18 protein-coding genes and 1 pseudogene are annotated in these 19720 nt (G+C 64.3%); 8 read left to right on the forward strand and 11 right to left on the reverse strand.

Going from position 1 to position 19720, the window contains the following annotated elements; genetic code table 11:
* Positions 1–939, forward strand: a 939-nt coding sequence (locus tag AA0Z93_RS00005; RefSeq protein WP_413398554.1) for a hypothetical protein, incomplete at its 5' end; no start/stop codon positions are given.
* A 41-nt stretch (positions 940–980) separates the two neighbouring features.
* Here AA0Z93_RS00005 and AA0Z93_RS00010 read toward each other — a convergent pair.
* From AA0Z93_RS00010 to AA0Z93_RS00020, 3 genes and pseudogenes are all read right to left on the reverse strand, one after another.
* The gene (locus AA0Z93_RS00010) at positions 981–1562 is read right to left on the reverse strand and encodes a lysis system i-spanin subunit Rz (RefSeq protein WP_413046896.1); all 582 of its coding nucleotides are present in this window, start codon (positions 1560–1562) and stop codon (positions 981–983) included.
* The gene (locus AA0Z93_RS00015; protein ID WP_413046895.1) at positions 1559–2161 is read right to left on the reverse strand and encodes a glycoside hydrolase family 19 protein; all 603 of its coding nucleotides are present in this window, start codon (positions 2159–2161) and stop codon (positions 1559–1561) included. Before AA0Z93_RS00015 ends, AA0Z93_RS00010 begins: the two co-directional genes overlap by 4 nt.
* Positions 2100–2884 (reverse strand): annotated as a pseudogene (locus tag AA0Z93_RS00020) (phage late control D family protein); the annotation flags it as partial. The gene AA0Z93_RS00015 and the pseudogene AA0Z93_RS00020, both read right to left, overlap by 62 nt.
* Before the next feature lie 336 nt (positions 2885–3220).
* Between AA0Z93_RS00020 and dusA the strand changes: the two are divergent.
* The 3 genes from dusA (at position 3221) to AA0Z93_RS00035 (ending at position 7247) form a co-directional block, all read left to right on the forward strand.
* On the forward strand, positions 3221–4240 hold the full coding sequence (gene dusA, locus AA0Z93_RS00025; protein WP_413046894.1) for a tRNA dihydrouridine(20/20a) synthase DusA: 1020 nt from the start codon (positions 3221–3223) through the stop codon (positions 4238–4240).
* Between the two features lie 120 nt (positions 4241–4360).
* Positions 4361–5281 carry a transaldolase gene (tal, locus tag AA0Z93_RS00030; RefSeq protein WP_413046893.1) on the forward strand — a complete coding sequence of 307 codons (921 nt, stop codon included), beginning with the start codon at positions 4361–4363 and terminating at the stop codon, positions 5279–5281.
* A 97-nt stretch (positions 5282–5378) separates the two neighbouring features.
* Entirely contained in the window at positions 5379–7247 is a 1869-nt protein-coding gene (locus AA0Z93_RS00035) for an alkaline phosphatase D family protein (RefSeq protein ID WP_413046892.1), read from the forward strand.
* 56 nt (positions 7248–7303) lie between these two features.
* Here AA0Z93_RS00035 and rssC read toward each other — a convergent pair whose 3' ends face one another.
* Positions 7304–7786 (reverse strand): anti-sigma factor antagonist RssC, encoded by a 483-nt coding sequence (gene rssC / locus AA0Z93_RS00040; RefSeq protein ID WP_296264001.1) that lies wholly within the window; start codon positions 7784–7786, stop codon positions 7304–7306.
* The gene (gene rssB / locus AA0Z93_RS00045; RefSeq protein ID WP_413046891.1) at positions 7783–8967 is read right to left on the reverse strand and encodes a two-component system response regulator RssB; all 1185 of its coding nucleotides are present in this window, start codon (positions 8965–8967) and stop codon (positions 7783–7785) included. The genes rssC and rssB overlap by 4 nt, the downstream gene beginning before the upstream one ends.
* Positions 8968–9235: 268 nt before the next feature.
* On the opposite strand from rssB, the gene AA0Z93_RS00050 reads away from it, so the two are divergent.
* On the forward strand, positions 9236–9535 hold the full coding sequence (locus AA0Z93_RS00050; RefSeq protein ID WP_413046890.1) for a PilZ domain-containing protein: 300 nt from the start codon (positions 9236–9238) through the stop codon (positions 9533–9535).
* 37 nt (positions 9536–9572) lie between these two features.
* Here AA0Z93_RS00050 and AA0Z93_RS00055 read toward each other — a convergent pair whose 3' ends face one another.
* Entirely contained in the window at positions 9573–10274 is a 702-nt protein-coding gene (locus tag AA0Z93_RS00055) for a VacJ family lipoprotein (RefSeq protein ID WP_413046889.1), read from the reverse strand.
* A gap of 225 nt (positions 10275–10499) precedes the next feature.
* On the opposite strand from AA0Z93_RS00055, the gene AA0Z93_RS00060 reads away from it, so the two are divergent.
* Positions 10500–10763: a DUF4404 family protein gene (locus AA0Z93_RS00060; RefSeq protein WP_413046888.1), complete on the forward strand. Its 264-nt coding sequence runs from the start codon at positions 10500–10502 to the stop codon at positions 10761–10763.
* Between the two features lie 102 nt (positions 10764–10865).
* On the opposite strand, the gene queF is transcribed toward AA0Z93_RS00060, so the two are convergent.
* Both queF and AA0Z93_RS00070 read right to left on the reverse strand, forming a co-directional pair.
* A complete protein-coding gene (gene queF / locus AA0Z93_RS00065; protein ID WP_413046887.1) occupies positions 10866–11696 on the reverse strand; it encodes an NADPH-dependent 7-cyano-7-deazaguanine reductase QueF in 831 nt (276 codons plus the stop codon).
* A gap of 245 nt (positions 11697–11941) precedes the next feature.
* Entirely contained in the window at positions 11942–12439 is a 498-nt protein-coding gene (locus AA0Z93_RS00070) for a plastocyanin/azurin family copper-binding protein (RefSeq protein WP_413046886.1), read from the reverse strand.
* A 154-nt stretch (positions 12440–12593) separates the two neighbouring features.
* On the opposite strand from AA0Z93_RS00070, the gene AA0Z93_RS00075 reads away from it, so the two are divergent.
* A complete protein-coding gene (locus AA0Z93_RS00075; RefSeq protein ID WP_413046885.1) occupies positions 12594–13274 on the forward strand; it encodes a heavy metal response regulator transcription factor in 681 nt (226 codons plus the stop codon).
* Positions 13271–14617 (forward strand): heavy metal sensor histidine kinase, encoded by a 1347-nt coding sequence (locus tag AA0Z93_RS00080; RefSeq protein WP_413046884.1) that lies wholly within the window; start codon positions 13271–13273, stop codon positions 14615–14617. The genes AA0Z93_RS00075 and AA0Z93_RS00080 overlap by 4 nt, the downstream gene beginning before the upstream one ends.
* Before the next feature lie 34 nt (positions 14618–14651).
* On the opposite strand, the gene prpF is transcribed toward AA0Z93_RS00080, so the two are convergent.
* From prpF to prpC, 3 genes are all read right to left on the reverse strand, one after another.
* Positions 14652–15833: a 2-methylaconitate cis-trans isomerase PrpF gene (prpF, locus tag AA0Z93_RS00085; protein WP_413046883.1), complete on the reverse strand. Its 1182-nt coding sequence runs from the start codon at positions 15831–15833 to the stop codon at positions 14652–14654.
* 67 nt (positions 15834–15900) lie between these two features.
* Complete coding sequence (gene acnD, locus AA0Z93_RS00090) at positions 15901–18489, reverse strand: Fe/S-dependent 2-methylisocitrate dehydratase AcnD (RefSeq protein WP_413046882.1); 2589 nt, start codon at positions 18487–18489, stop codon at positions 15901–15903.
* Positions 18490–18563: 74 nt separating this feature from the next.
* Positions 18564–19691: a 2-methylcitrate synthase gene (prpC, locus tag AA0Z93_RS00095; RefSeq protein WP_413046881.1), complete on the reverse strand. Its 1128-nt coding sequence runs from the start codon at positions 19689–19691 to the stop codon at positions 18564–18566.
* Positions 19692–19720 lie beyond the last annotated feature (29 nt).

Genomic DNA, 19720 nt, shown 5'->3' on the forward strand with positions numbered 1-19720 from the left:
AAATTTTTCGTTGTCACTTCACTCTCATTGACAGGTGGCTCTCCGTTCAAGTCAATAAAGATAGGCGATACAATAATAAGCTTCAAAGGCTCTGAGATGCCTCGTAAGTTTCGTAGCAGGTCAGAACTTGCTAAGCGATGGAAAGTTGACCATCCTTACACGCCTACCGACGCGACAGTTATAACAATCGCTATCCAAGCAAAAAGCCCCGAAGATGCGTTTCACACAGCCTTTAATGCCTTGGATTATTTAAGAGGGATTTTGGCATTACATGTCAATATGGGGATGAAACTGAACCTAACTGGGCGAATTGCAGCGCCTATGAATAGAATCCTGGTTGAGGGCATGCATACTGTCCACCATGAAAATGGAGATCTTGCAACTGATACATTCTGGTATGAGGATCGTAAAGCGGCAAAGCCATATCAAATACCGGAGGAAACTCTGGCGAGCTTGGCTAAAAATACCAAAAAGATCCTACGCAAGATTGAAAATATAAAAGACGGCAAAATAATCAGAGATGCACTAATAAGATATTCTCGAGCCTTAGATGAAAAAGACAGTGATCATGCAATCATAAGACTATGGGGCGCCCTTGAATCTGTAGTGAGCGAGAGCAACAATGCTGAGCTCGTCGTTAGGCGCTGTTCATATTTATATAATGAGCATGAATTAGTTAAGCAGATCCTTGAGTCAGCCCGCACATATAGAAATCGCAATGTTCATGCAGGCGTGACTTCACCTTTATCTGAATCTTTATCCTACCAAATAAACGACATATTCAGATCCCTGATTATATTCTATGCGAGAAATACATTTAACAGCTTGCGTGAAGCAAACTCTTTCTTAGACTCACCAATAATGGACGGCGACATTGAAAGGAAAATCAAATTATTACGGAAAGCTTCCCGCTTCCGAAACCCAGGCTTCCCCCATTGATTTAACGCCTAGGCAATGAAGTTTTAGGTCAATAGAATTGGTTAATCAGCAACCCACCTCAGTATTTCTTTAATATAACTTTGGCAAGCTTGCAACGCCCTCAATCCGTTGTCACCTTCATTTGTGATACTGACAATTCGTTGAGCATGCGTTGGGTCAAGTTCGGCTCGAATGACTCCATGAACCACGCCTGCGGCGCCGGCGGCTTCTCGCAGCCCACCGTCACAACTCGCGCCGGTAACGGTGGTTCGGTCGATAAGGACTGACAGCCGCAAATCGCTAGTGGCCAGCTGATCACGCAAGCGAGCTTGGCCTTTTTGAGCATCGTTCAACTCCTTGGAATGGGTCTTCGCCTGCAGGTCGAGGCGCTCTTCCAGCGCGCGGCGCTGGTCACGTTGCTGGGTCAGCTGGTCCAGCGCTGCAGCGGCCGCTTCTGCGCGCTCACGTCCGTACCCCTCACCCAGTTCTTTCAGTTGCCGGACGTACCCTGTCGACTGCTCGGCCAGCTGACGGGTATAGCTGTTCTCCTGCCACAGCCAGGTGCATGCACCGCCAACGACTACACCGGCCACGACGCCGGCGGCCAACGTCGACAAGGACCGCAGCCAGGCCGGGAGGATCACTGCAGCACCTCCAGCGCACGCCGATAGAGCGCCTGCCGATCCGCCAGGCCATTGGTACCGCCGTTGATCTTGCGGGTGATTTGTTCGAATACCGCGTCGTCCGCGCTTGCCACCTTATCGGCCAGGCTGTTGAGCCCCGCCCGCTGCCAGAACCATCCGGCCGACAGCGAGGCGTACACCGGCTGCTCGAACAGCTCCGGCGTGTTGAGCAAACGGCTGTCACCAAATAGCGCCTCGCTGCAGTCGCGGTAGTTGGTGCGGCCCGTGACCTGAATCAGGCCACGGCCGCGGTACAGTTGGCCGTCCCCACCCGCCTCGGGCGAGTTGCCAAGGCGCTCAGCCAAGCGCCCGGTGTCGTACTTGCCCAGGTACTTGTCGTTGCCCAGTTCGCGCACGTACTGCAGCTGTCCCGACTCATGGCCGACCTGGGCCAGAAATGCGGCCATGCGCAGCCGCGTGACGATGGCGTACTTGCCCATGGTGGCATTGAGGCCAGGAACGAAAACGCCGGCTTTGCGGCCGGCGTTCGGGAGGATTTCAAGCAACTGCTTTTCGGTAATTGGCCTTGGCCTTGCCCTTTTTGCCGCCGTTGCGCTCAACCGTCGTCGACCAGCCCGAGGGCATGAAGACTTGTTCCACGCTGTCCACCAGGTACTCGCCATCGAGCCCGTTTTTGAAGCCCTGGGCGTTGATCGATCTTTCGGCAAACAGGTCGGTGCGTCCGAGCATTTCCAACCGCACGCCGGCAGTGCTGCGGTTGAATGCCGCCAGGCGCGCTTTGGCCGCTTGCTCGGCAGCGCCCTTGTCCGGGTAGATATGGCGGTCGGTGTGTACAGCGGGCAGGCCTTCGGGCGCCTCGTCGTTGTCCAGCTCCACGACCCTCAACGCGCCGGTGTTCTTGTCTTGGTGCTGCGTCTTCACTGCCTTTTGCGTGGTGCGGTCGCCCAGGCGGAAGCTGTAGCGGTTCACGTCACCAGGCTGCAGGGTGATCGCGCCAAAGGCCTTGCCGCCGGGCGTGCTGCCACCCTGGCGCGGCATGACCAGCAACTGCCCGTCGCCCACCTTGGCCGTGCAGTCGTACTGCTTGGCCAGCCGGGTGATGAAGTTAAAGTCCGACTCGTTGCGCTGGTCGACGCGGGCCACCTTGGTCTGCACGGTGCAGCCAGGTTTCCAGCCATTGCGCGCGGCCAGATCGCTGACTGCGCAAGCGTAACGCCTTCCCAGCTTCCGCTGCGGGTAGCCTTGTCGCTGCCACGCATGTCACTGGCCTTACCGCGCAACGTGAGCGTGGCCGGCGGGCCAGTTACCTCGATTTCATCGAGTTTTTTTCGTTTCGAGTATGTAGTGCTCGATCATGTGCTTGAACGTCAATCTAGGCGCTTGGCGCGCTCAACTGCACCCAGGTCGGATGGTTCGGCTTCCCGACGCTTGGCCCAGGCCTGCGCGGTCGGCTTTGGGGCAAAGGTCCGGCTCTCTTGATAGACTGTCGCCCTGTGCGGCTGATACGAATCTGGACCAGATAACTGGGTATGCCATCAGCTTTTTTGCGCGTCCGAATGGTTGCTATAGGGAGTTGGTACACATCCTTTCAAGATTGGTACATTGCACCAACCCCATTCGAAAACGCCCTACCCCTACGAAAACCGGTACAGAACACGTTGAACGAATCCCCTACAAAATTAGCTTCAAACCCAGAAGCGCAAAGCCCTGAACCCTCCCGCCGCTTCAGCGTCGCCCCCATGATGGACTGGACCGACCGCCACTGCCGCTTCTTCCTACGCCTCCTCTCCAAACACACCCTCCTCTACACCGAAATGGTCACCACCGGCGCCCTACTCCACAGCGATCCGCACCGTTTCCTGCGCCACGACGAAACCGAACACCCCCTGGCCCTCCAACTCGGCGGCAGTGTCCCAACCGACCTCGCCGCCTGCGCCAAGCTCGCCCAAGCCGCCGGCTACGACGAGGTCAACCTCAACGTCGGCTGCCCCAGCGACCGCGTGCAGAACAACATGATCGGCGCCTGCCTCATGGCCCACCCCGCGCTGGTGGCCGACTGCGTCAAGGCCATGCGCGACGCCGTCGCCACGCCGATCACCGTCAAGCACCGCATCGGCATCAACGGCCGCGACAGCTATGCCGAGCTGTGCGACTTCGTCGGTCAGGTGCGCGAGGCCGGGTGCCGCAGCTTCACCGTGCATGCACGCATCGCCATCCTCGAAGGCCTGTCGCCCAAGGAAAACCGCGAGGTGCCGCCGCTGCGCTATGACGTCGCCGCGCAGCTCAAGGCCGACTTCCCGGACCTGGAGATCGTGCTCAATGGCGGGATCAAGACGCTGGAGGAATGTCAGGCGCATCTGCAGACCTTCGACGGCGTGATGCTGGGCCGCGAGGCTTACCACAATCCGTACTTGCTGGCCGAGGTCGACCAGCAGTTGTTCGGCAGCACCGCGCCGGTGATCAGCCGGGCCGAAGCGTTGGCGCAGTTGCGGCCGTACATCGTCGCGCACCTGGAAAGCGGCGGTGCGATGCATCACGTGACGCGGCACATCCTCGGCCTGGGTCAGGGGTTCCCGGGGGCGCGGCGTTTCCGTCAGTTGTTGTCGTCGGACATCCACAAGCATCCCGAGCCGTTGGCGGTGCTGGACCAGGCCGCTGAGCTGTTGCAGGGGCGGTGAAGTGAACCTGCTGGGGGGCGCCGACTCGAAGCCTACAGTCTGATCCGACTTGTCCTACCCGCCTTGAGCGGAGCCCGACCGTCGGGTACTGTCGAGAACTCGCAAAGGAAAGAGCACGCCATGACCTCCAAGCTGGAACAACTCAAACAGTTCACTACCGTGGTCGCCGACACCGGCGACCTGGAAGCCATCATTCGGCTCAAGCCGGAAGATGCCACTACCAACCCTTCGCTGCTGCTCAAGGCTTCTGGTCTGGAAAGCTATGCGGAGCTGCTGAAGAAGGTCAAAAGCGATGCCAAAGGCAATGTCCAAGCGGCCTGCGACCAGTTCTCGGTCAGCGTAGGCAGCGGGCTGCTGGAGAAAATTCCGGGTCGCATTTCCACTGAGGTTGATGCACGTCTGTCGTTCGATGAGCCGGCGCTGCTGGAAAAAGCGCGTCATCTGATCGCGCTGTACGACAAGGCCGGTGTAAGCCGCGACCGCGTGCTGATCAAGCTGGCCTCCACCTGGGAAGGCATCCGCGCCGCCGAGAAGCTGGAGAAGGAAGGCATCCAGACCAACCTCACCCTGCTGTTCTCCTTCGCCCAGGCGCAGGCCTGTGCCGATGCCGGCGTGTTCCTGATCTCGCCGTTCGTGGGCCGCATCTACGACTGGTACAAGAAAAGCACCGGTAAGGAATACACCGGTGCCGACGATCCAGGCGTGCAGTCGGTGGCGCGCATCTATGACTACTACAAGACCAACGGCTACGACACCGTGGTCATGGGCGCAAGCTTCCGCAACATCAACCAGATCGAGCAACTGGCCGGCTGCGACCGCCTGACCATCAGCCCGGAACTGCTGCAAAAGCTCAGCGAAGACGAAGGCGACCTGCCGCGCGTGCTCAAGCCGGGCAAAACCGGTGAAGCCAAGCGGCAACTGAGCGAAAGCCAGTTCCGCTGGGACTTGAACGAAGACGCGATGAGCACCGAGAAGCTTGCCGAAGGCATTCGTCAATTCGCCCGCGACCAGGAAAAACTCGAAGCGCTGATGGCGCAGTGAGGGTTTCGGTGCGCCGGGGCCGTGATGCGGCACCGGCGCACCTTTGGCCTTCGGCGCGCAAGCGCCCCTTCCCCTCTTCCTCGCAGTCGATAGCGCAATGACCTCTTCCCTTCCCTGCATCCTCGCCGGCCCCGTGCTGCGGCGGTCAGAACCTCAGCGCCTGGCGATCTGGCTGGTGGCGACCCGTGCGCTGGCGCCTGTCGTCCAACTGCCGAGGTACCCTTGTGAGACGGACTGCACCGTGGTCCCTATCGGCCAGCACGCGTTCGTGCATTTGCTCGACGTCACCTTCGGCACGCCGCTGCCGGTCGATACCCGGCTCGCCTACGACGTGCAGGTGCCGGGCCTGGGCGGCGTCCGGGACTGGGCGGCGCATCTGCTCTACCCCGGCGAGTCGATGCCGAGCCTGGTGCTGCGCGGGCGCTTCGACCAGTTGTTGCATGGCTCTTGCCGCAAGCCGCACCACCCGGCCAACGACGGCCTGCTGTGCGCCGACGACGTGCTGCTGGCCTGCGACGCGCCGCAGCAGTGGCCGGCGGCGCTGTTGATGACCGGGGATCAGGTGTACGTCGACGACGTGGCCGGGCCGATGTTGCAGGCTATCCACCAACTGATCGAGCGGCTGGGGCTGTTCGACGAAGTGCTGGAAGGCGCGTGCATCGAGCACAGCCAGGCGCTGCATGGGGATACGGCCAGCTATTACCAGCGGGCCGAACTCCTGCCCAGCAACCCCGGTAACGAAGGCCTGCGACGGCGCTTCTTCGGCGGCAAGCGCAAGCCGATCTTTTCTTCGAGCAATGCCGACAACCACTTGGTCAGCTTCGCCGAGGTGATGGCGATGTACTTGCTGGTGTGGTCGCCGGTGCCGTGGGCGTTGGTCGAATTGGGCATGCCGGCGGGCCTCAGCGAAGCGCATCGGCAGCGCTACGGCGATGAGCTGCCCCCTGTACAGGCGTTCAGCCGCGGGCTGGACCGGGTGGCGCGGGTCATGGCGCACCTGAGTTGCCTGATGATCTTCGACGACCACGACATCACCGACGACTGGAACCTCTCGGCGCTGTGGGAGCAGACCGCCTATGGCCACCCGTTCTCGCGGCGGATCATCGGCAATGCGCTGCTGGGCTACCTGCTGTGCCAAGGCTGGGGCAACGATCCGCAGCGCTGTGCGCCGTTGATCGAGGCGGCCAACGGGCTGCTGCACGGTGGCTCGACGTTGGACGTCGCGCAGCACGATGCGCTGATCGAGCGCCTGCTGCATTTCCAGGGCTGGCATTACCAGATCGCCAGCGACCCGCCGCTGCTGGTGCTAGACACCCGCACGCGGCGCTGGCGCAACCAGGACCATCCGCACAAACCCTCGGGGCTGCTGGACTGGGAAGGCTTGTGCGAGTTGCAGCAGGCGCTGCTGGACCATCCCTCGGCGGTGATCGTCTCGCCGGCGCCGATTTTCGGGGTCAAGCTGATCGAGACGGTGCAGCGGGTGTTCAGCTGGCTGGGGTATCCGCTGCTGGTCGATGCGGAAAACTGGATGGCCCACCGCGAAGGCGCGCAGACCATCCTCAACATCTTTCGCCATTCGCGCACGCCGGGGCATTACGTGGTCTTGTCGGGCGATGTGCATTACTCGTTCGTCTACGAAGTGCTGATTCGCGATCGCCAGCGCAGCCCGCACCTGTGGCAGGTGACCAGCAGCGGCATCAAGAACCAGTTTCCCAAGCGCTTGCTGGAGGTGCTGGACCGGTTGAACCGTTGGCTGTATGCGCCGCACTCGCCGCTGAACGGCTTCACCAAGCGGCGCAGGATGCAGATCGAGCCGCGCACGCCGAGCCATGGGCACACTGGCGAACGGCTGTGGAACAGCGCGGGGCTGGGGCAGGTGTTTTTCGATGATGACGGGCGGCCGGTGCGGGTGTTTCAGCTCAACGCCGATGGGTCGCCGAAGACGGAATTCGTGCGCAGGGGCTGACCGAGCGGACGCTGGCGCAGAAACCGACGCATCGAGTCAGCGCGCTCGGCAGGCGATCAGCTGCGCTCCAGCGCATTGACCAGATCGCGGAACGCCTCGCGGTTGGAGTCGTTCAAGCCCATCAGGATGCGGTGCGCTTCGAGCACCTTGGCGCGCACCAGGTCTTCGCTCTGGTCTTGTGGCGGCAGCTCGTCCAGGCACTCCGGGCAAGGTAACGGGTGGTCGACGATGTTGAACACCTGATCGAAGCCCATCGACTGCAACAGCCGGGAAATGTCCGGGTGCGTGGTGACCACGGTCGGCAGCAGGCCGACCTTCTGACGCGAGAGGATCGACAGTTTGGCCAGCAGCCCCAGGGTGGTGCTGTCCATGCTCTCGGTTTCGGTCAGGTCGATGACGATGTTGGAGAAACTCAACGAACTGAAGATTTTCTCGATGGTGGCGTCCAAGGCCGTGCACAAGGTCAGACGCACTTCACCGACGAACTTCAGCACGAAGGTGCCGGTTTCTTCGGCAAACTGGATTCTTCCAGTACTCATTGGAGGTTCCTGCTCAGCACCAAGAGGGCGATATCATCCGGCATCTCCCCAAGCGTAGACAATCCGAATCGTCGGCGTAGGCCATCCAGGCTGCCGCCCGCTGCCTTGACCACGTCGGGCAAGCCAGCTTCTTTCTCTTTCAGCGTACTCCCTGGCAACAGGTCCAGGATGCCGTCCGACAGCAGGGTGAGGCTGAACTGCGGCGGCAGCTCCACGACGTGGTCCTGGTAGCTCGCCTCTTCGAACAGGCCCACCGGCAGCCCGCGCCCTTCGAGGTAGCGCGCCTGGTCGGGGGTATACAAAACCGGCAGCGGCAGGTGGCCGCCGACGGCGTAGGTCAGCAGGCCCGTGTCTTCGTCGATCACGCCGCCGACCATGGTCACGTGCTTGCCCAGCTTGCAGTTGATCAGGCCGCGGTTGATGTGGCCCAGCACGTCGGACGGTTTGAAGTCGCGCAACGCGCTGTTGCGCTTGAATTCGAACAACAGGCGCGTGGTCATGAACTTGAGCAGCACGGTGACGAAGGCCGACGAGGCGCCATGTCCGGACACATCGGCCAGGTAGAAGGCGATGCGCTTGTCGTCGACACGGAAGTAGTCGACGAAATCACCCGACAGATAAAGCGAGGGGATGATCTGGTGCTCGAAGGCGAAGCCCGACGCGCTCCACGGGCTTTGCGGGAGCATGTTCATCTGCACCTGGCGGCCGGCGGTCTGGTCTTCCTGCAACAGGCTCAGGCTGGCTTGCAGTTCGCGGTTGGTCGCTTCCAGTTTTTCCCGATAGCGCTGGTTTTCGTGCTGCAGGCGCGCACGCTCGAGGGCGCGGTGCACCGAGTGCTCGAGCACGGCGAGGTCTTCCAGCGGTTTGATCAGGTAGTCGGCCGCGCCCAGGCGCAGGGCCTCGACGGCATCGCTCATCACGCCTGCGCCGGAGACCACGATGACCGGCAACTGCGGCGCGCGCTCGTTGAGCGTGCGGATCAGTTCCAGCCCGCCCATGTGCGGCATGCGCAGGTCGCAGATGACGAGGTCCGGGTTCTGCTGTTCGAAGGTTTGCAGGCCGAGCTGGCCATTGTTGGCCTGGAGCACGCGGAAGCCGCTGTCTTCGAGATAGGCGGCGAGGCTCTCGCGCACTACGTCGTCGTCATCGATGATCAGCAGCGTTGCACTGGTTTTCTGCATGTGGGCGAACGGCGCCAGAAATAGGTTGGCGTAGCGCTGCAAGGTGGCTGGCAGCCGACTACTGGAATTCTCTCTGGCCACTCACGCTGGACAAGGGTGCGAGGGGCTCGCGGGCTGCCCAGGGTAGAAGTGCCCTGTAAGGCGCAGACGGTACTCCCATCCGCCAGGCGTTTCAAGCGCGGCAGGCGCGACGTTCCCGCACTTTACAGGCGAAATCGCCGGGAGTTATAAGAAAGTTCCCAAGCCCTACCGGATGGAAGGTTGCCCCATGTCACAGACGCCCCCGAACTACAGCGAGAAACGCGATTTCATCCGTATGCGGGTCGATACGGCCGCCAGCCTGTTGCATGCCGGCGAAGTGGTAGCTGCCGTGTGCCTCGACCTGTCGAGCAGCGGCATGCAGGTGCAAGCCCCGCAGCATTTTCGGGTAGGTGACCGCATCGAAGTGCGCATCGAGTCGGAACATGCCGCGCTCAAAGGCCTGCAGGCGAGCACGGAAGTGGTGTGGATCGCCGATCAGCCCGATGGGGAGCAGAAGCTGGGGCTGCGGATCCTGGAAATGCGCTGAGCCGCGCGGTGGGTCGGCGGCTCGCTGCGCGGGTGGATCAGAAGTCGTCTTCGACCTCGCCGTCCTTGACGCGGAACTCGCGGTTCTGCAGGTAGGCGTTGCGGATGAAGATGTACTTGTCGCCGCTGATCAGCTTTTCCGCCGACAGCAGTTGGGCGCGGGTGTCGATCACGTCTGCGGCGAAGATGGTGTTGCGGGTCGGAACGTGGTCGATATAGCGATACGGCTTGGTGTAGGTGTCCGGGTAGCGCGCCAGGCCGTCACGCACGGTGCTCGGCCCCAGCAACGGGATGACCACGTACGGGCCGCTCGGCACGCCCCAGTAGCCCAGGGTCTGGCCGAAGTCTTCGTCGTTGCGGGTCAGGCCCATGTGCGTACCGACGTCGATCAGGCCGCCCAGGCCGAACGTGGTGTTGACGATCAGGCGCGCCGTGTCCACACCCGCGGCGTGGTACTTGAGCTGCAACACGTCGTTGGCCAGGTTGGTGACATCGCCCAGGTTGCTGAACACGTTGTGGATGCCGTCTTCGACGAACTGCGGGGTGATCGCCTGGTAGCCCTTGGCCAGAGGCTTGAGGGCATAGGTGTCGAGCACGTCGTTGAACTTGAAGATCGGCCGGTTGACGGCTTCCCAGGGGTCGTCCTCGGTGGCGGCCTGAGTCGCCGTGATCGGCGCCAGCAGCAAGCTGGCACAGATACAGGCCTGGGTGACGCGATCAATCACGCCGGTCCTACGCATAATGCTTCTCCATCGAGGGGTTCACGGCGGCACGCGCGGGGACGCGGGTGCCTGACAAGGCGCCAGTATAAGACCTCCGCTGCCGATGAACAGCTTTGCGATCGAGTGCCAGGCGATGCCCTGGACAGGCAAAGTGGCGACGGGTGGATTACGCTTGCCCGTAGGCCAGAAACCTTTGGCCGATTGCGTAGGTCCATGCCTTACGTCATTGAAGGAGTGCCCCCCATGTCCGCCCCCGAACTGCAAGCGCGTCTGAACAGCCTGCGCGAACAGCTGGATCGCAACGTGCCGTTGTCCGAGCAGGAAGTCGCCGACCTGCACGAAGAAGCGCGCGAGGTCGAAGCGCAGCTCAAACTCGAACAAGCCTCGGCCGACAACAATGTGGTCGACGGTGTCAACCTGGCCATCGAACGTTTCGAAGCCGAGCACCCGGACCTCACCGCCACGCTGCGCAGCATCGCCAACTCGCTGCACAGCATGGGTATCTGAGGCGGCGACCGCCCCCGGAGACGCCAGCGCTCAGGCCAGGGTGAAACCACCCGCCCGCTTCACCCTGGCCTCGATCCCCACTCCGACCACCTCGGATACGCCTTACTGGCGCACGAGGCGCAAGTTGCGCGGCGCGATGGCCTCGCTGCTACGGTACGGGTTGATGTCCAACCCACCCCGGCGCACATAGCGCGCGTAGACGGTCAGGCGCTGCGGGTTCAGCAATCGCTGCAAGTCCAGATAGATGCGCTCCACGCACTGCTCGTGGAAGTCCGAGTGCTGGCGGAAGCTCACCAGGTACGTCAGTAGGCTGGCGTGGTCCAGCGCCGAACCCTGGTAGTCCACCACTACGCTGCCCCAGTCCGGCTGGCTGGTGACCGGGCAGTTGGATTTGAGCAGGTGGCTGTGCAGCGTCTCCTCCACGATGCGCTCGGGGTTGCAGCGCAGCAGCTCGGGTTGCGGATGGTCGTAGCTGTCGATGGTCACGTCCAGCGCATCGATGCACTGGCCTGGCAAGGCGGTGGTGCCCTCCTCTTCGACTTCGGCCAACGTGCGGATGCGCACGGCGACCGGTTTGCCGGCGGCGGCGGAAAGGTCGTTCACCAGGCAGGCGCGCAGTTCGTCGCTGGTGGTGAAAGCGGTCTGATTCAGCGAGTTGAGGTAGAGCTTGAAGGACTTGGACTCGATGATGTTCGGCGAGTCGGCAGGAATGGCGAATTCGCCGATGGCCACCACGGGCTTGCCCGACGGCAGCAGCCACGACAGCTCGAAGCAGTTCCAGTAGTCCACGCCCTGCCACGGCAAGGCCTGGGCGCTGACGCCCAGCTCGGTCCATTTGGCCAGGCGCGGGATGGGGAACAGCAGCGAGGGGGTATAGGTGGCGATGTATTCGCTGGACTTGCCCAGCGGCGAATGTTCGGCGGAAGGATGCATGGAGGAAGCTGCCTGCAGAGTCAAATGCGGGCGATTCTACCGGGTTTCGGGGCGGCCGGCAGCTTGCCCGACCGGCCGCGGCTGGGGCAGCGCCGGGTGGCGCCGCGCGTTTGCCCAAGCCGCGAGCGCCACCGCTCCATCCTGCGGCTGATGCGCTGGCCAACGGCCTCACTGCCTGCGCCCGATGACGGCCTGGGCGCCGCACGTCTGTAACTGGCCCGAAGCGCTGCCCTCTATCCTGCGAATCACTCGATGGTCAACGGCCCCACCATCCCCGCCTGGTAATGCCCGGGAACGTTGCAGGCGAACTCGATGGGCGCCGAAGCGCTGAAGGTCCAGGTCAACTCGGCGCGCTGGCCCGGCTGCACCAGCACGGTGTTGCCCGCACCGTGCGCATGGGCGCCGTGGCCATGCTGCATGGCGTCATGCCCAGCGCCTTGCTGGCCGGCGCCGGCGAACGTCTGCCCCTGCATGGCCAGCATCTCTTTCTGGTGTTCGACATGCATGGCCTTGTCGCCCAGGTTGAATTCGTGGGGCAGCTTGCCTTCGTTGATCAGCACGAAGCGTACGGTCTCGCCCGCCTTGACGTGCAGGCTGGAAGGCTCGAAGGCGATGTCCTTGAGCAGCACTTCGACGGTGCGATCGGCCTGGACGGCCGGCGCCGGTTGGCCGAAGGCGAAGGTATCGGCCAGGGCCGGCAGGCTGAACAACGACAGGGCAGCGGTGAGCAACAGCGGTTTCATGGGTACTCCAACGATAAGGTGACGCGATGCAGCCACCCTATCCGCCCGCCGCTGGCGAACACCTGACACGCAGATTACAAAGCTGTCAGCTTGGCCGCCGTGCGCCTGGCTGACGTATCCTTGCCCCGCCGCGAACGCCCAGGAAACCGCCACCATGAAACTGCTGATCGTCGAAGACCAGGCCAAGACCGGCCAGTACCTGTGCCAGGGCCTGCGCGAAGCGGGTTTTGCCACCGAGCTCGCCAACGACGGCGACACCGGCCTGCACCTGGCGCTGACCGGCGACTACGACCTGTTGCTGCTCGACGTGATGCTGCCGGGGCTCGATGGCTGGCAGATCGTGCAGCGCGTGCGCCAGGCCGGCCTCGACACGCCAGTGCTGTTCCTCACCGCCCGCGACACCGTGCAGGACCGCGTGCGTGGCCTGGAGCTGGGCGCCGACGATTACCTGGTCAAGCCGTTCGCCTTCGCCGAGCTGCTGGCGCGGGTGCGCAGCCTGCTGCGCCGTGGCGGTGGCGCCACCCAGGACACGTGCCTGAGCGTCGCCGACCTGCGCCTGGACCTGATCCGCCGCCGGGTGGAGCGCGCCGACCGCCGTCTGGACCTCACCGCCAAGGAGTTCGCCCTGCTGGAACTGCTCCTGCGTCGCCAGGGCGAGGTGCTGCCCAAGTCGCTGATCGCCTCGCAGGTGTGGGACATGAACTTCGACAGCGACACCAACGTCATCGAAGTGGCGATCCGCCGTCTGCGCTTGAAGATCGACGACGCCCACACCACCAAGCTGATCCACACCGTACGCGGCATGGGTTATGTGCTCGAGGAACGCCTGGAATGAAGCTGCGCCTGTCGCTGGGCACGCGTCTGGGTTTGCTGTTCGCCGCCTGCACCGCCACGGTGTCGTTGATCGCCGGGCTGTCGTTCAGCCAGGCCAGCGCCGGCCATTTCATCGAACTCGACCAGCAGTTGCTGGCGGGGCGGTTGTCGCAGTGGCGCCAGCAACTGTCGGGGCTGCGCACGGCCGGCGACCTGCCTGCACGCCTGACCGAACTGCGTGCCGAGCTGGGCCATCAGGCCGACCTGGCGCTGCGCATCCGCAGCGCGCAAGGTGACACTTGGTTCGTCAGCCGAGCGGATCTGCCGCCCGCCCCTGCACGTGCGGGCCTGGCCACCCAGCATGCGCGTGGGGTCGACTACCGCAGCCTGGAGGCGCCGCTGCGCAGCGACGACGCCCAATCGCCACGCCTGACGCTGTACCTGGACATCACCCACCACCAGCATTTCCTGCAACGCATGCAGCAGTTGATCTGGCTGACCGTCGGCCTCTCGGCCCTGGCCACCGCGCTGCTCGGCGCCTGGGCGGTGCGCCGCGGCCTGCGCCCGCTGCGGCAGATGGGCAAGGTGGCTGCCAGTGTGTCGGCACGCTCGCTGACCACGCGCCTGCCGGCCCACGAGTTGCCGGACGAGCTGGCGGAGCTGGCCAGCGCCGTCAATGCCATGCTGCAGCGCCTGGACGATGCCTTCCAACGCCTGTCGGCGTTCTCCGCCGACATCGCCCACGAGCTGCGCACGCCGCTGTCGAACCTGCTCACCCACACCCAGGTCACCCTCACCCGCCCGCGCAGCCTGGAGCAGTATCGCGAAGCGCTGCACGGCAACCTCGACGAATTGCAGCGCATGGCGCAGATGGTCAACGACATGCTGTTCCTGGCCAAGGCCGACCACGGTCTGCTGGTGCCGGGGCAACAGCCGTTGCAACTGGAAGACGAAGTCGATGCCCTGCTGGAGTACTACGCGGTGCTGGCCGAGGACGCCGGGGTGCGCCTGGGCCGCGAGGGCCAGGCTGCGCTGCACGGGGACCGCCAGATGCTGCGCCGGGCGTTGTCCAACCTGCTCGACAATGCCCTGCGCTTCACCCCTGCGGGTGGCGAAATCCGCGTGAACCTGGCGCCCGGCGTGCGCTTGTGCGTGGCCAATACCGGGCCGGGCATCGAGCCTGAAGTGCTGCCACGCCTGTTCGACCGCTTCTACCGCGCCGACGCCGCGCGCAGCGACGGAGGGCGCGAACATGCCGGGCTGGGGCTGGCCATCACCCGGTCGATCGTGCAGGCCCATGGTGGGCGGATCTGGATGGAGAGCGAGGCAGGCTGGACCCGTGTGAACATCGAACTGCCGGTCTAGGCACGGCCAGTCGTGGGGCAAGGACCGTTGGATCCTACACCGGCACCCGTACCCAGCCTTCCATGAGCACCCGTGCACTGCGACTCATCAACGCCTTGGTCACCGTCCATTGTCCCTCCACCTGACGCGCTTCGGCCCCCACGCGCAAACTGCCGGACGGATGCCCGAAGCGGACCGCACCAGGCGCCCCGCCGCCTGCCGCCCGATTGACCAGCGTGCCGGGAATCGCCGCAGCCGTGCCGATGGCCACCGCTGCGGTGCCCATCATGGCGTGGTGCAGTTTGCCCATGGACAAGGCCCGCACCAGCAGGTCGATGTCTTCGGCCTGCACCATTTTACCGCTGGAGGCCGTATAGCTGGCGGGGGGCGCGACGAAGGCCACCTTGGGCGTGTGCTGGCGGTTCGCGGCCTCTTCCAGCCGGCTGATCAGGCCCATGCGCAGGGCGCCGTGGGCGCGCAAGGTCTCGAAGCGCGCCAGCGCGGCAGGGTCGCCGTTGATCGCGTCCTGCAGCTCGGTGCCGGCGTAGCCGAGGTCGGCGGCATCGACGAAGATGGTCGGGATGCCGGCGTCGATCAGGGTCGCCTGCAAGCTGCCTATCCCTGGCACCTCCAGGGTGTCGACCAGGTTGCCGGTCGGGAACAGAGCCCCGCCGCCGCCCGCTTCGTCGGCAGCCGGATCGAGAAACTCCAACTGCACTTCGGCCGCCGGAAAGGTCACGCCGTCGAGCTCGAAGTCGCCGGTTTCCTGCACCTCGCCCGCGCTGATCGGCACATGGGCGACGATCGTCTTGCCGATGTTGGCCTGCCAGATGCGCACGGTGGCCACACCGTCCTGGGGAATGCGCGCCGCCTCGACGAAACCGCTGGCGATGGCGAAGGCGCCGACCGCCGCCGACAGATTCCCGCAATTGCCGCTCCAGTCGACGAACGCGCGGTCGATGGCCACTTGGCCGAATAGGTAGTCGACATCGTGACCGTCGCGCTGGCTGGGCGACAGAATCACCGCCTTGCTGGTGCTGGAAGTGGCGCCGCCCATGCCGTCGATCTGCTTGCCGTAAGGGTCGGGGCTGCCGATGACGCGCAGCAGTAAGGCGTCGCGTGCAGGGCCGGGGACCTGCGCGGGTTCGGGCAGGTCTTCCAGGCGGAAGAATACGCCCTTGCTGGTGCCGCCACGCATGTAGGTGGCGGCGATCTTCAGTTGTGCTGCATGTGCCATGGTGGGTTCCTGTAGGCCAGCGCTGCCGTGGCGGACGCTGGCGGGTTGAATCGTGCGGTGGGTCGGATCAAACAGCTGCCTCCAGGAAATCCTGGGCAAAGCGCTGCAGCACGCCACCGGCCTCGTAGATCGACACCTCCTCCCCCGTATCCAGCCGGCAGGTCACCGGCACCTCCACGCGCTCGCCATTGCGCCGGGTGACCACCAACGTCAGGGTGGCGCGCGGGGTGCGCGGGCCGACCACGTCGTAGGTTTCACTGCCGTCGAGCGCCAGGGTGTGGCGGGTGGTGCCGGGGTGGAACTCCAGGGGCAACACGCCCATGCCCACCAGGTTGGTGCGATGGATGCGCTCGAAACCTTCGGCGACGATGGCTTCCACCCCGGCCAGGCGCACACCCTTGGCCGCCCAGTCGCGCGACGAACCCTGGCCGTAGTCGCCACCGGCGACGATGATCAGCGGCTGCTTGCGCGCCATGTAGGTTTCGATGGCCTCCCACATGCGCACCACCTGCCCTTCCGGCTCCAGGCGCGCCAACGAACCCTGGCGCACCTTGCCGTCGGCATCGCGGACCATTTCGTTGAACAGCTTGGGGTTGGCGAACGTGGCGCGCTGCGCGGTCAGGTGGTCGCCGCGGTGGGTGGCGTAGGAGTTGAAGTCTTCTTCCGGCACGCCCATCAGCGCCAGGTACTCGCCGGCGGCGCTGTCGCGCATGATCGCGTTGGACGGCGACAGGTGGTCGGTGGTGATGTTGTCCGGCAACACCGCCAACGGGCGCATGCCGCTCAGGCTGCGGGTGCCGGCCAGAGCGCCTTCCCAGTACGGCGGGCGGCGGATGTAGGTACTGGTGGGGCGCCAGTCGTACAGCGGTGGCACCTTGGGCCCGCTGTCGGCTTCGAGGGCGAACATGGGGATGTACACCTGGCGGAACTGCTCCGGCTTGACCGCCGCCTTGACCATGGCATCGACCTCGGCATCGCTGGGCCATAGGTCCGCCAGGCGAATCTCGCGGCCGTCGACCACGCCCAGCACGTCTTTCTCGATGTCGAAGCGGATGGTGCCGGCCAGCGCGTAGGCCACCACCAGCGGCGGTGAAGCGAGGAACGCCTGCTTGGCGTAGGGGTGGATGCGCCCGTCGAAGTTGCGGTTGCCCGACAGCACGGCCGTGGCGTACAGGTCGCGGTCGATGATCTCCTGCTGGATCTGTGGGTCGAGGGCGCCGGACATACCGTTGCAGGTGGTGCAGGCGAAGGCGACGATGCCGAAGCCCAACTGCTCCAGCTCCCGCTCCAGCCCCGCTTCCTGCAAGTACAACTGCACCGCACGCGAACCCGGCGCCAGCGACGACTTGACCCACGGTTTGCGCGTCAGCCCCAGGCGGTTGGCGTTGCGCGCCAGCAGGCCGGCGGCGATGACGTTGCGCGGGTTGCTGGTGTTGGTGCAACTGGTGATGGCGGCGATGATCACCGCGCCATCGGGCATCTGCCCCGGCACGTCGTCCCAGGCGCCGGCGATGCCGCGCGCGGCGAGGTCGCCGGTGGCGACGCGGGCGTGGGGGTTGGAGGGGCCGGCCAGGTTGCGCACCACGCTGCCCAGGTCGAAGCCGAGCACGCGCTCGTAGTGGGCGCCGGCCAGGTCGTCCGCCCACAGGCCAGCCACCTTGGCGTAGGTTTCTACGAGCTGCACCTGTTGCGCTTCGCGACCGGTCAGGCGCAGGTAGTCCAGGGTCTGTTCGTCGATGGCGAACATGGCAGCGGTGGCGCCGTACTCGGGGGCCATGTTGGAAATGGTCGCGCGATCGCCCAGGGTCAGCGCGCGGGCGCCCTCGCCGTGGAATTCCAGATAGGCGCCGACCACCTTCTGCTGGCGCAGGAACTCGGTCAGAGCCAGCACCAGGTCGGTGGCGGTGATGTTGGGCGCCAGGCGGCCACGCAGCTCGACCCCGACGATTTCCGGCAGGCGCATCCACGAGGCGCGGCCGAGCATGACGTTCTCCGCCTCCAGGCCACCCACGCCGATGGCGATCACGCCCAAGGCGTCGACGTGCGGGGTGTGGCTGTCGGTACCGACGCAGGTGTCGGGGTAGGCCACGCCCCGCTCGCTGTGGATCACCGGCGACATTTTCTCCAGGTTGATCTGGTGCATGATGCCGTTGCCCGGCGGAATCACCTCGACGTTCTTGAAGGCCTGTTTGGTCCAGTCGATGAAGTGGAAGCGGTCTTCGTTGCGGCGGTCTTCGATGGCGCGGTTCTTCTCGAAGGCCTGTGGGTCGTAGCCGCCGCATTCCACGGCCAGCGAATGGTCGACGATCAGTTGCACCGGCACCACCGGGTTGACCTGGGCCGGATCGCCGCCCTTGTCGGCGATGGCATCGCGCAGGCCGGCCAGGTCCACCAGTGCGGTCTGCCCGAGGATGTCGTGGCACACCACGCGGGCCGGGTACCAGGGGAAGTCGAGGTCGCGCTTGCGCTCGATCAGTTGTCCTAGGCAGGCGTCGAGGGTGGCCGGATCGCAGCGGCGTACCAGGTTTTCCGCCAGCACCCGCGAGGTGTAAGGCAGGCCGGCATAGGCGCCTGGCTGCAAGGCTTCGACGGCCGCGCGGGCATCGAAATAGTCCAGCTCGGTGCCGGGCAAAGGGGTTCGGTAGGCTGTGTTCATATCGTTATGGGCTCTATCACGGTCATCGGGTGCCACCTGCGGCCACCGGGGGCACTCAGCCCCCGGTGCGGCATTCAACGCTGGTCGAGCGGCACGTACGGGCGCTGCGCTACCCCGGTGTATTCGGCGCTGGGGCGGATGATGCGGTTGTTCTCGCGTTGTTCGAACACGTGGGCGGCCCAGCCGGTCAGGCGCGAGCAGACGAAAATGGGCGTGAACAGCTTGGTCGGAATGCCCATGAAGTGGTACGCCGAGGCGTGGTAGAAGTCGGCGTTGGGGAACAGGCGCTTCTGCTCCCACATGGTCTTGTCGATGGCTTCGGACACCGGATACAGCACGCGGTCGCCCACTTCTTCGGCGAGCTGGGCGGCCCAGCCCTTGATCACCTCGTTGCGCGGGTCGGACTCCTTGTAGATGGCGTGGCCGAAGCCCATGACCTTGTCCTTGCGCTCGAGCATGGCCAGCAGTTCGGCGGTGGCTTCCTGCGGGCTGGCGAAGCGCTCGATCAGTTCCATGGCCGCTTCGTTGGCGCCGCCGTGCAGCGGCCCGCGCAGTGAGCCGATGGCAGCGGTGATGCACGAGTACAGGTCCGACAGGGTCGAAGCGCAGACCCGTGCGGTGAAGGTCGAGGCGTTGAATTCGTGCTCGGCGTAGAGGATCAGCGACACGTTCATCACTTTGACGTGCAGGGCGCTGGGCGGCTTGCCATGCAGCAACGCCAGAAAGTGACCGCCAAGGGTGCCCTGGTCGCTGTCGCAGTCGATGCGCACCCCATGATGGCTGAAGCGGTACCAGTAGCAGACGATGGCCGGGAACAGCGCCAGCAGGCGGTCGGTACGGTCGTGCTGGGCGCCGAAGGTCAGTTCCGGCTCCAGGGTGCCGAGCATCGAACAGCCGGTGCGCATCACGTCCATCGGGTGGGTGTCGCGGGGGATGCGTTCGAGCACGTCCTTGAGCGCCTGGGGCAGGTTGCGCAAGCCCTTGAGCGTGGTCTTGTATTCGTCCAGCTGGGCGCCGCTGGGCAACTCGCCGTAGAGCAGCAGGTAGGCGACTTCTTCGAATTCGGCATGGGCGGCGAGATCGCGTACGTCGTAGCCGCGGTAGGTGAGCCCGGCGCCGGCCTGGCCCACGGTGGACAGCGCGGTCTGCCCGGCGACCTGGCCACGCAGGCCTGCGCCACTCAGTACTTTTGCTTCGGCCATGGTGTTGCTCCTTTTATTGAAATTGTCAG

Source organism: Pseudomonas phoenicis (assembly GCF_047302395.1).
In the GTDB taxonomy this organism is placed as follows: Bacteria; Pseudomonadota; Gammaproteobacteria; order Pseudomonadales; family Pseudomonadaceae; genus Aquipseudomonas.

What these genes read in the sequence shown, in the direction of transcription:
- tal (WP_413046893.1), top strand. Translation starts at nt 4,361, where the DNA reads ATGACCTCCAAGCTGGAACAACTCAAACAGTTCACTACCGTGGTCGCC.
- AA0Z93_RS00035 (WP_413046892.1), top strand. Translation starts at nt 5,379, where the DNA reads ATGACCTCTTCCCTTCCCTGCATCCTCGCCGGCCCCGTGCTGCGGCGG.
- rssC (WP_296264001.1), bottom strand. Translation starts at nt 7,786, where the DNA reads ATGAGTACTGGAAGAATCCAGTTTGCCGAAGAAACCGGCACCTTCGTG.
- rssB (WP_413046891.1), bottom strand. Translation starts at nt 8,967, where the DNA reads ATGCAGAAAACCAGTGCAACGCTGCTGATCATCGATGACGACGACGTA.
- AA0Z93_RS00050 (WP_413046890.1), top strand. Translation starts at nt 9,236, where the DNA reads ATGTCACAGACGCCCCCGAACTACAGCGAGAAACGCGATTTCATCCGT.
- AA0Z93_RS00055 (WP_413046889.1), bottom strand. Translation starts at nt 10,274, where the DNA reads ATGCGTAGGACCGGCGTGATTGATCGCGTCACCCAGGCCTGTATCTGT.
- AA0Z93_RS00060 (WP_413046888.1), top strand. Translation starts at nt 10,500, where the DNA reads ATGTCCGCCCCCGAACTGCAAGCGCGTCTGAACAGCCTGCGCGAACAG.
- queF (WP_413046887.1), bottom strand. Translation starts at nt 11,696, where the DNA reads ATGCATCCTTCCGCCGAACATTCGCCGCTGGGCAAGTCCAGCGAATAC.
- AA0Z93_RS00070 (WP_413046886.1), bottom strand. Translation starts at nt 12,439, where the DNA reads ATGAAACCGCTGTTGCTCACCGCTGCCCTGTCGTTGTTCAGCCTGCCG.
- AA0Z93_RS00075 (WP_413046885.1), top strand. Translation starts at nt 12,594, where the DNA reads ATGAAACTGCTGATCGTCGAAGACCAGGCCAAGACCGGCCAGTACCTG.
- AA0Z93_RS00080 (WP_413046884.1), top strand. Translation starts at nt 13,271, where the DNA reads ATGAAGCTGCGCCTGTCGCTGGGCACGCGTCTGGGTTTGCTGTTCGCC.
- prpF (WP_413046883.1), bottom strand. Translation starts at nt 15,833, where the DNA reads ATGGCACATGCAGCACAACTGAAGATCGCCGCCACCTACATGCGTGGC.
- acnD (WP_413046882.1), bottom strand. Translation starts at nt 18,489, where the DNA reads ATGAACACAGCCTACCGAACCCCTTTGCCCGGCACCGAGCTGGACTAT.
- prpC (WP_413046881.1), bottom strand. Translation starts at nt 19,691, where the DNA reads ATGGCCGAAGCAAAAGTACTGAGTGGCGCAGGCCTGCGTGGCCAGGTC.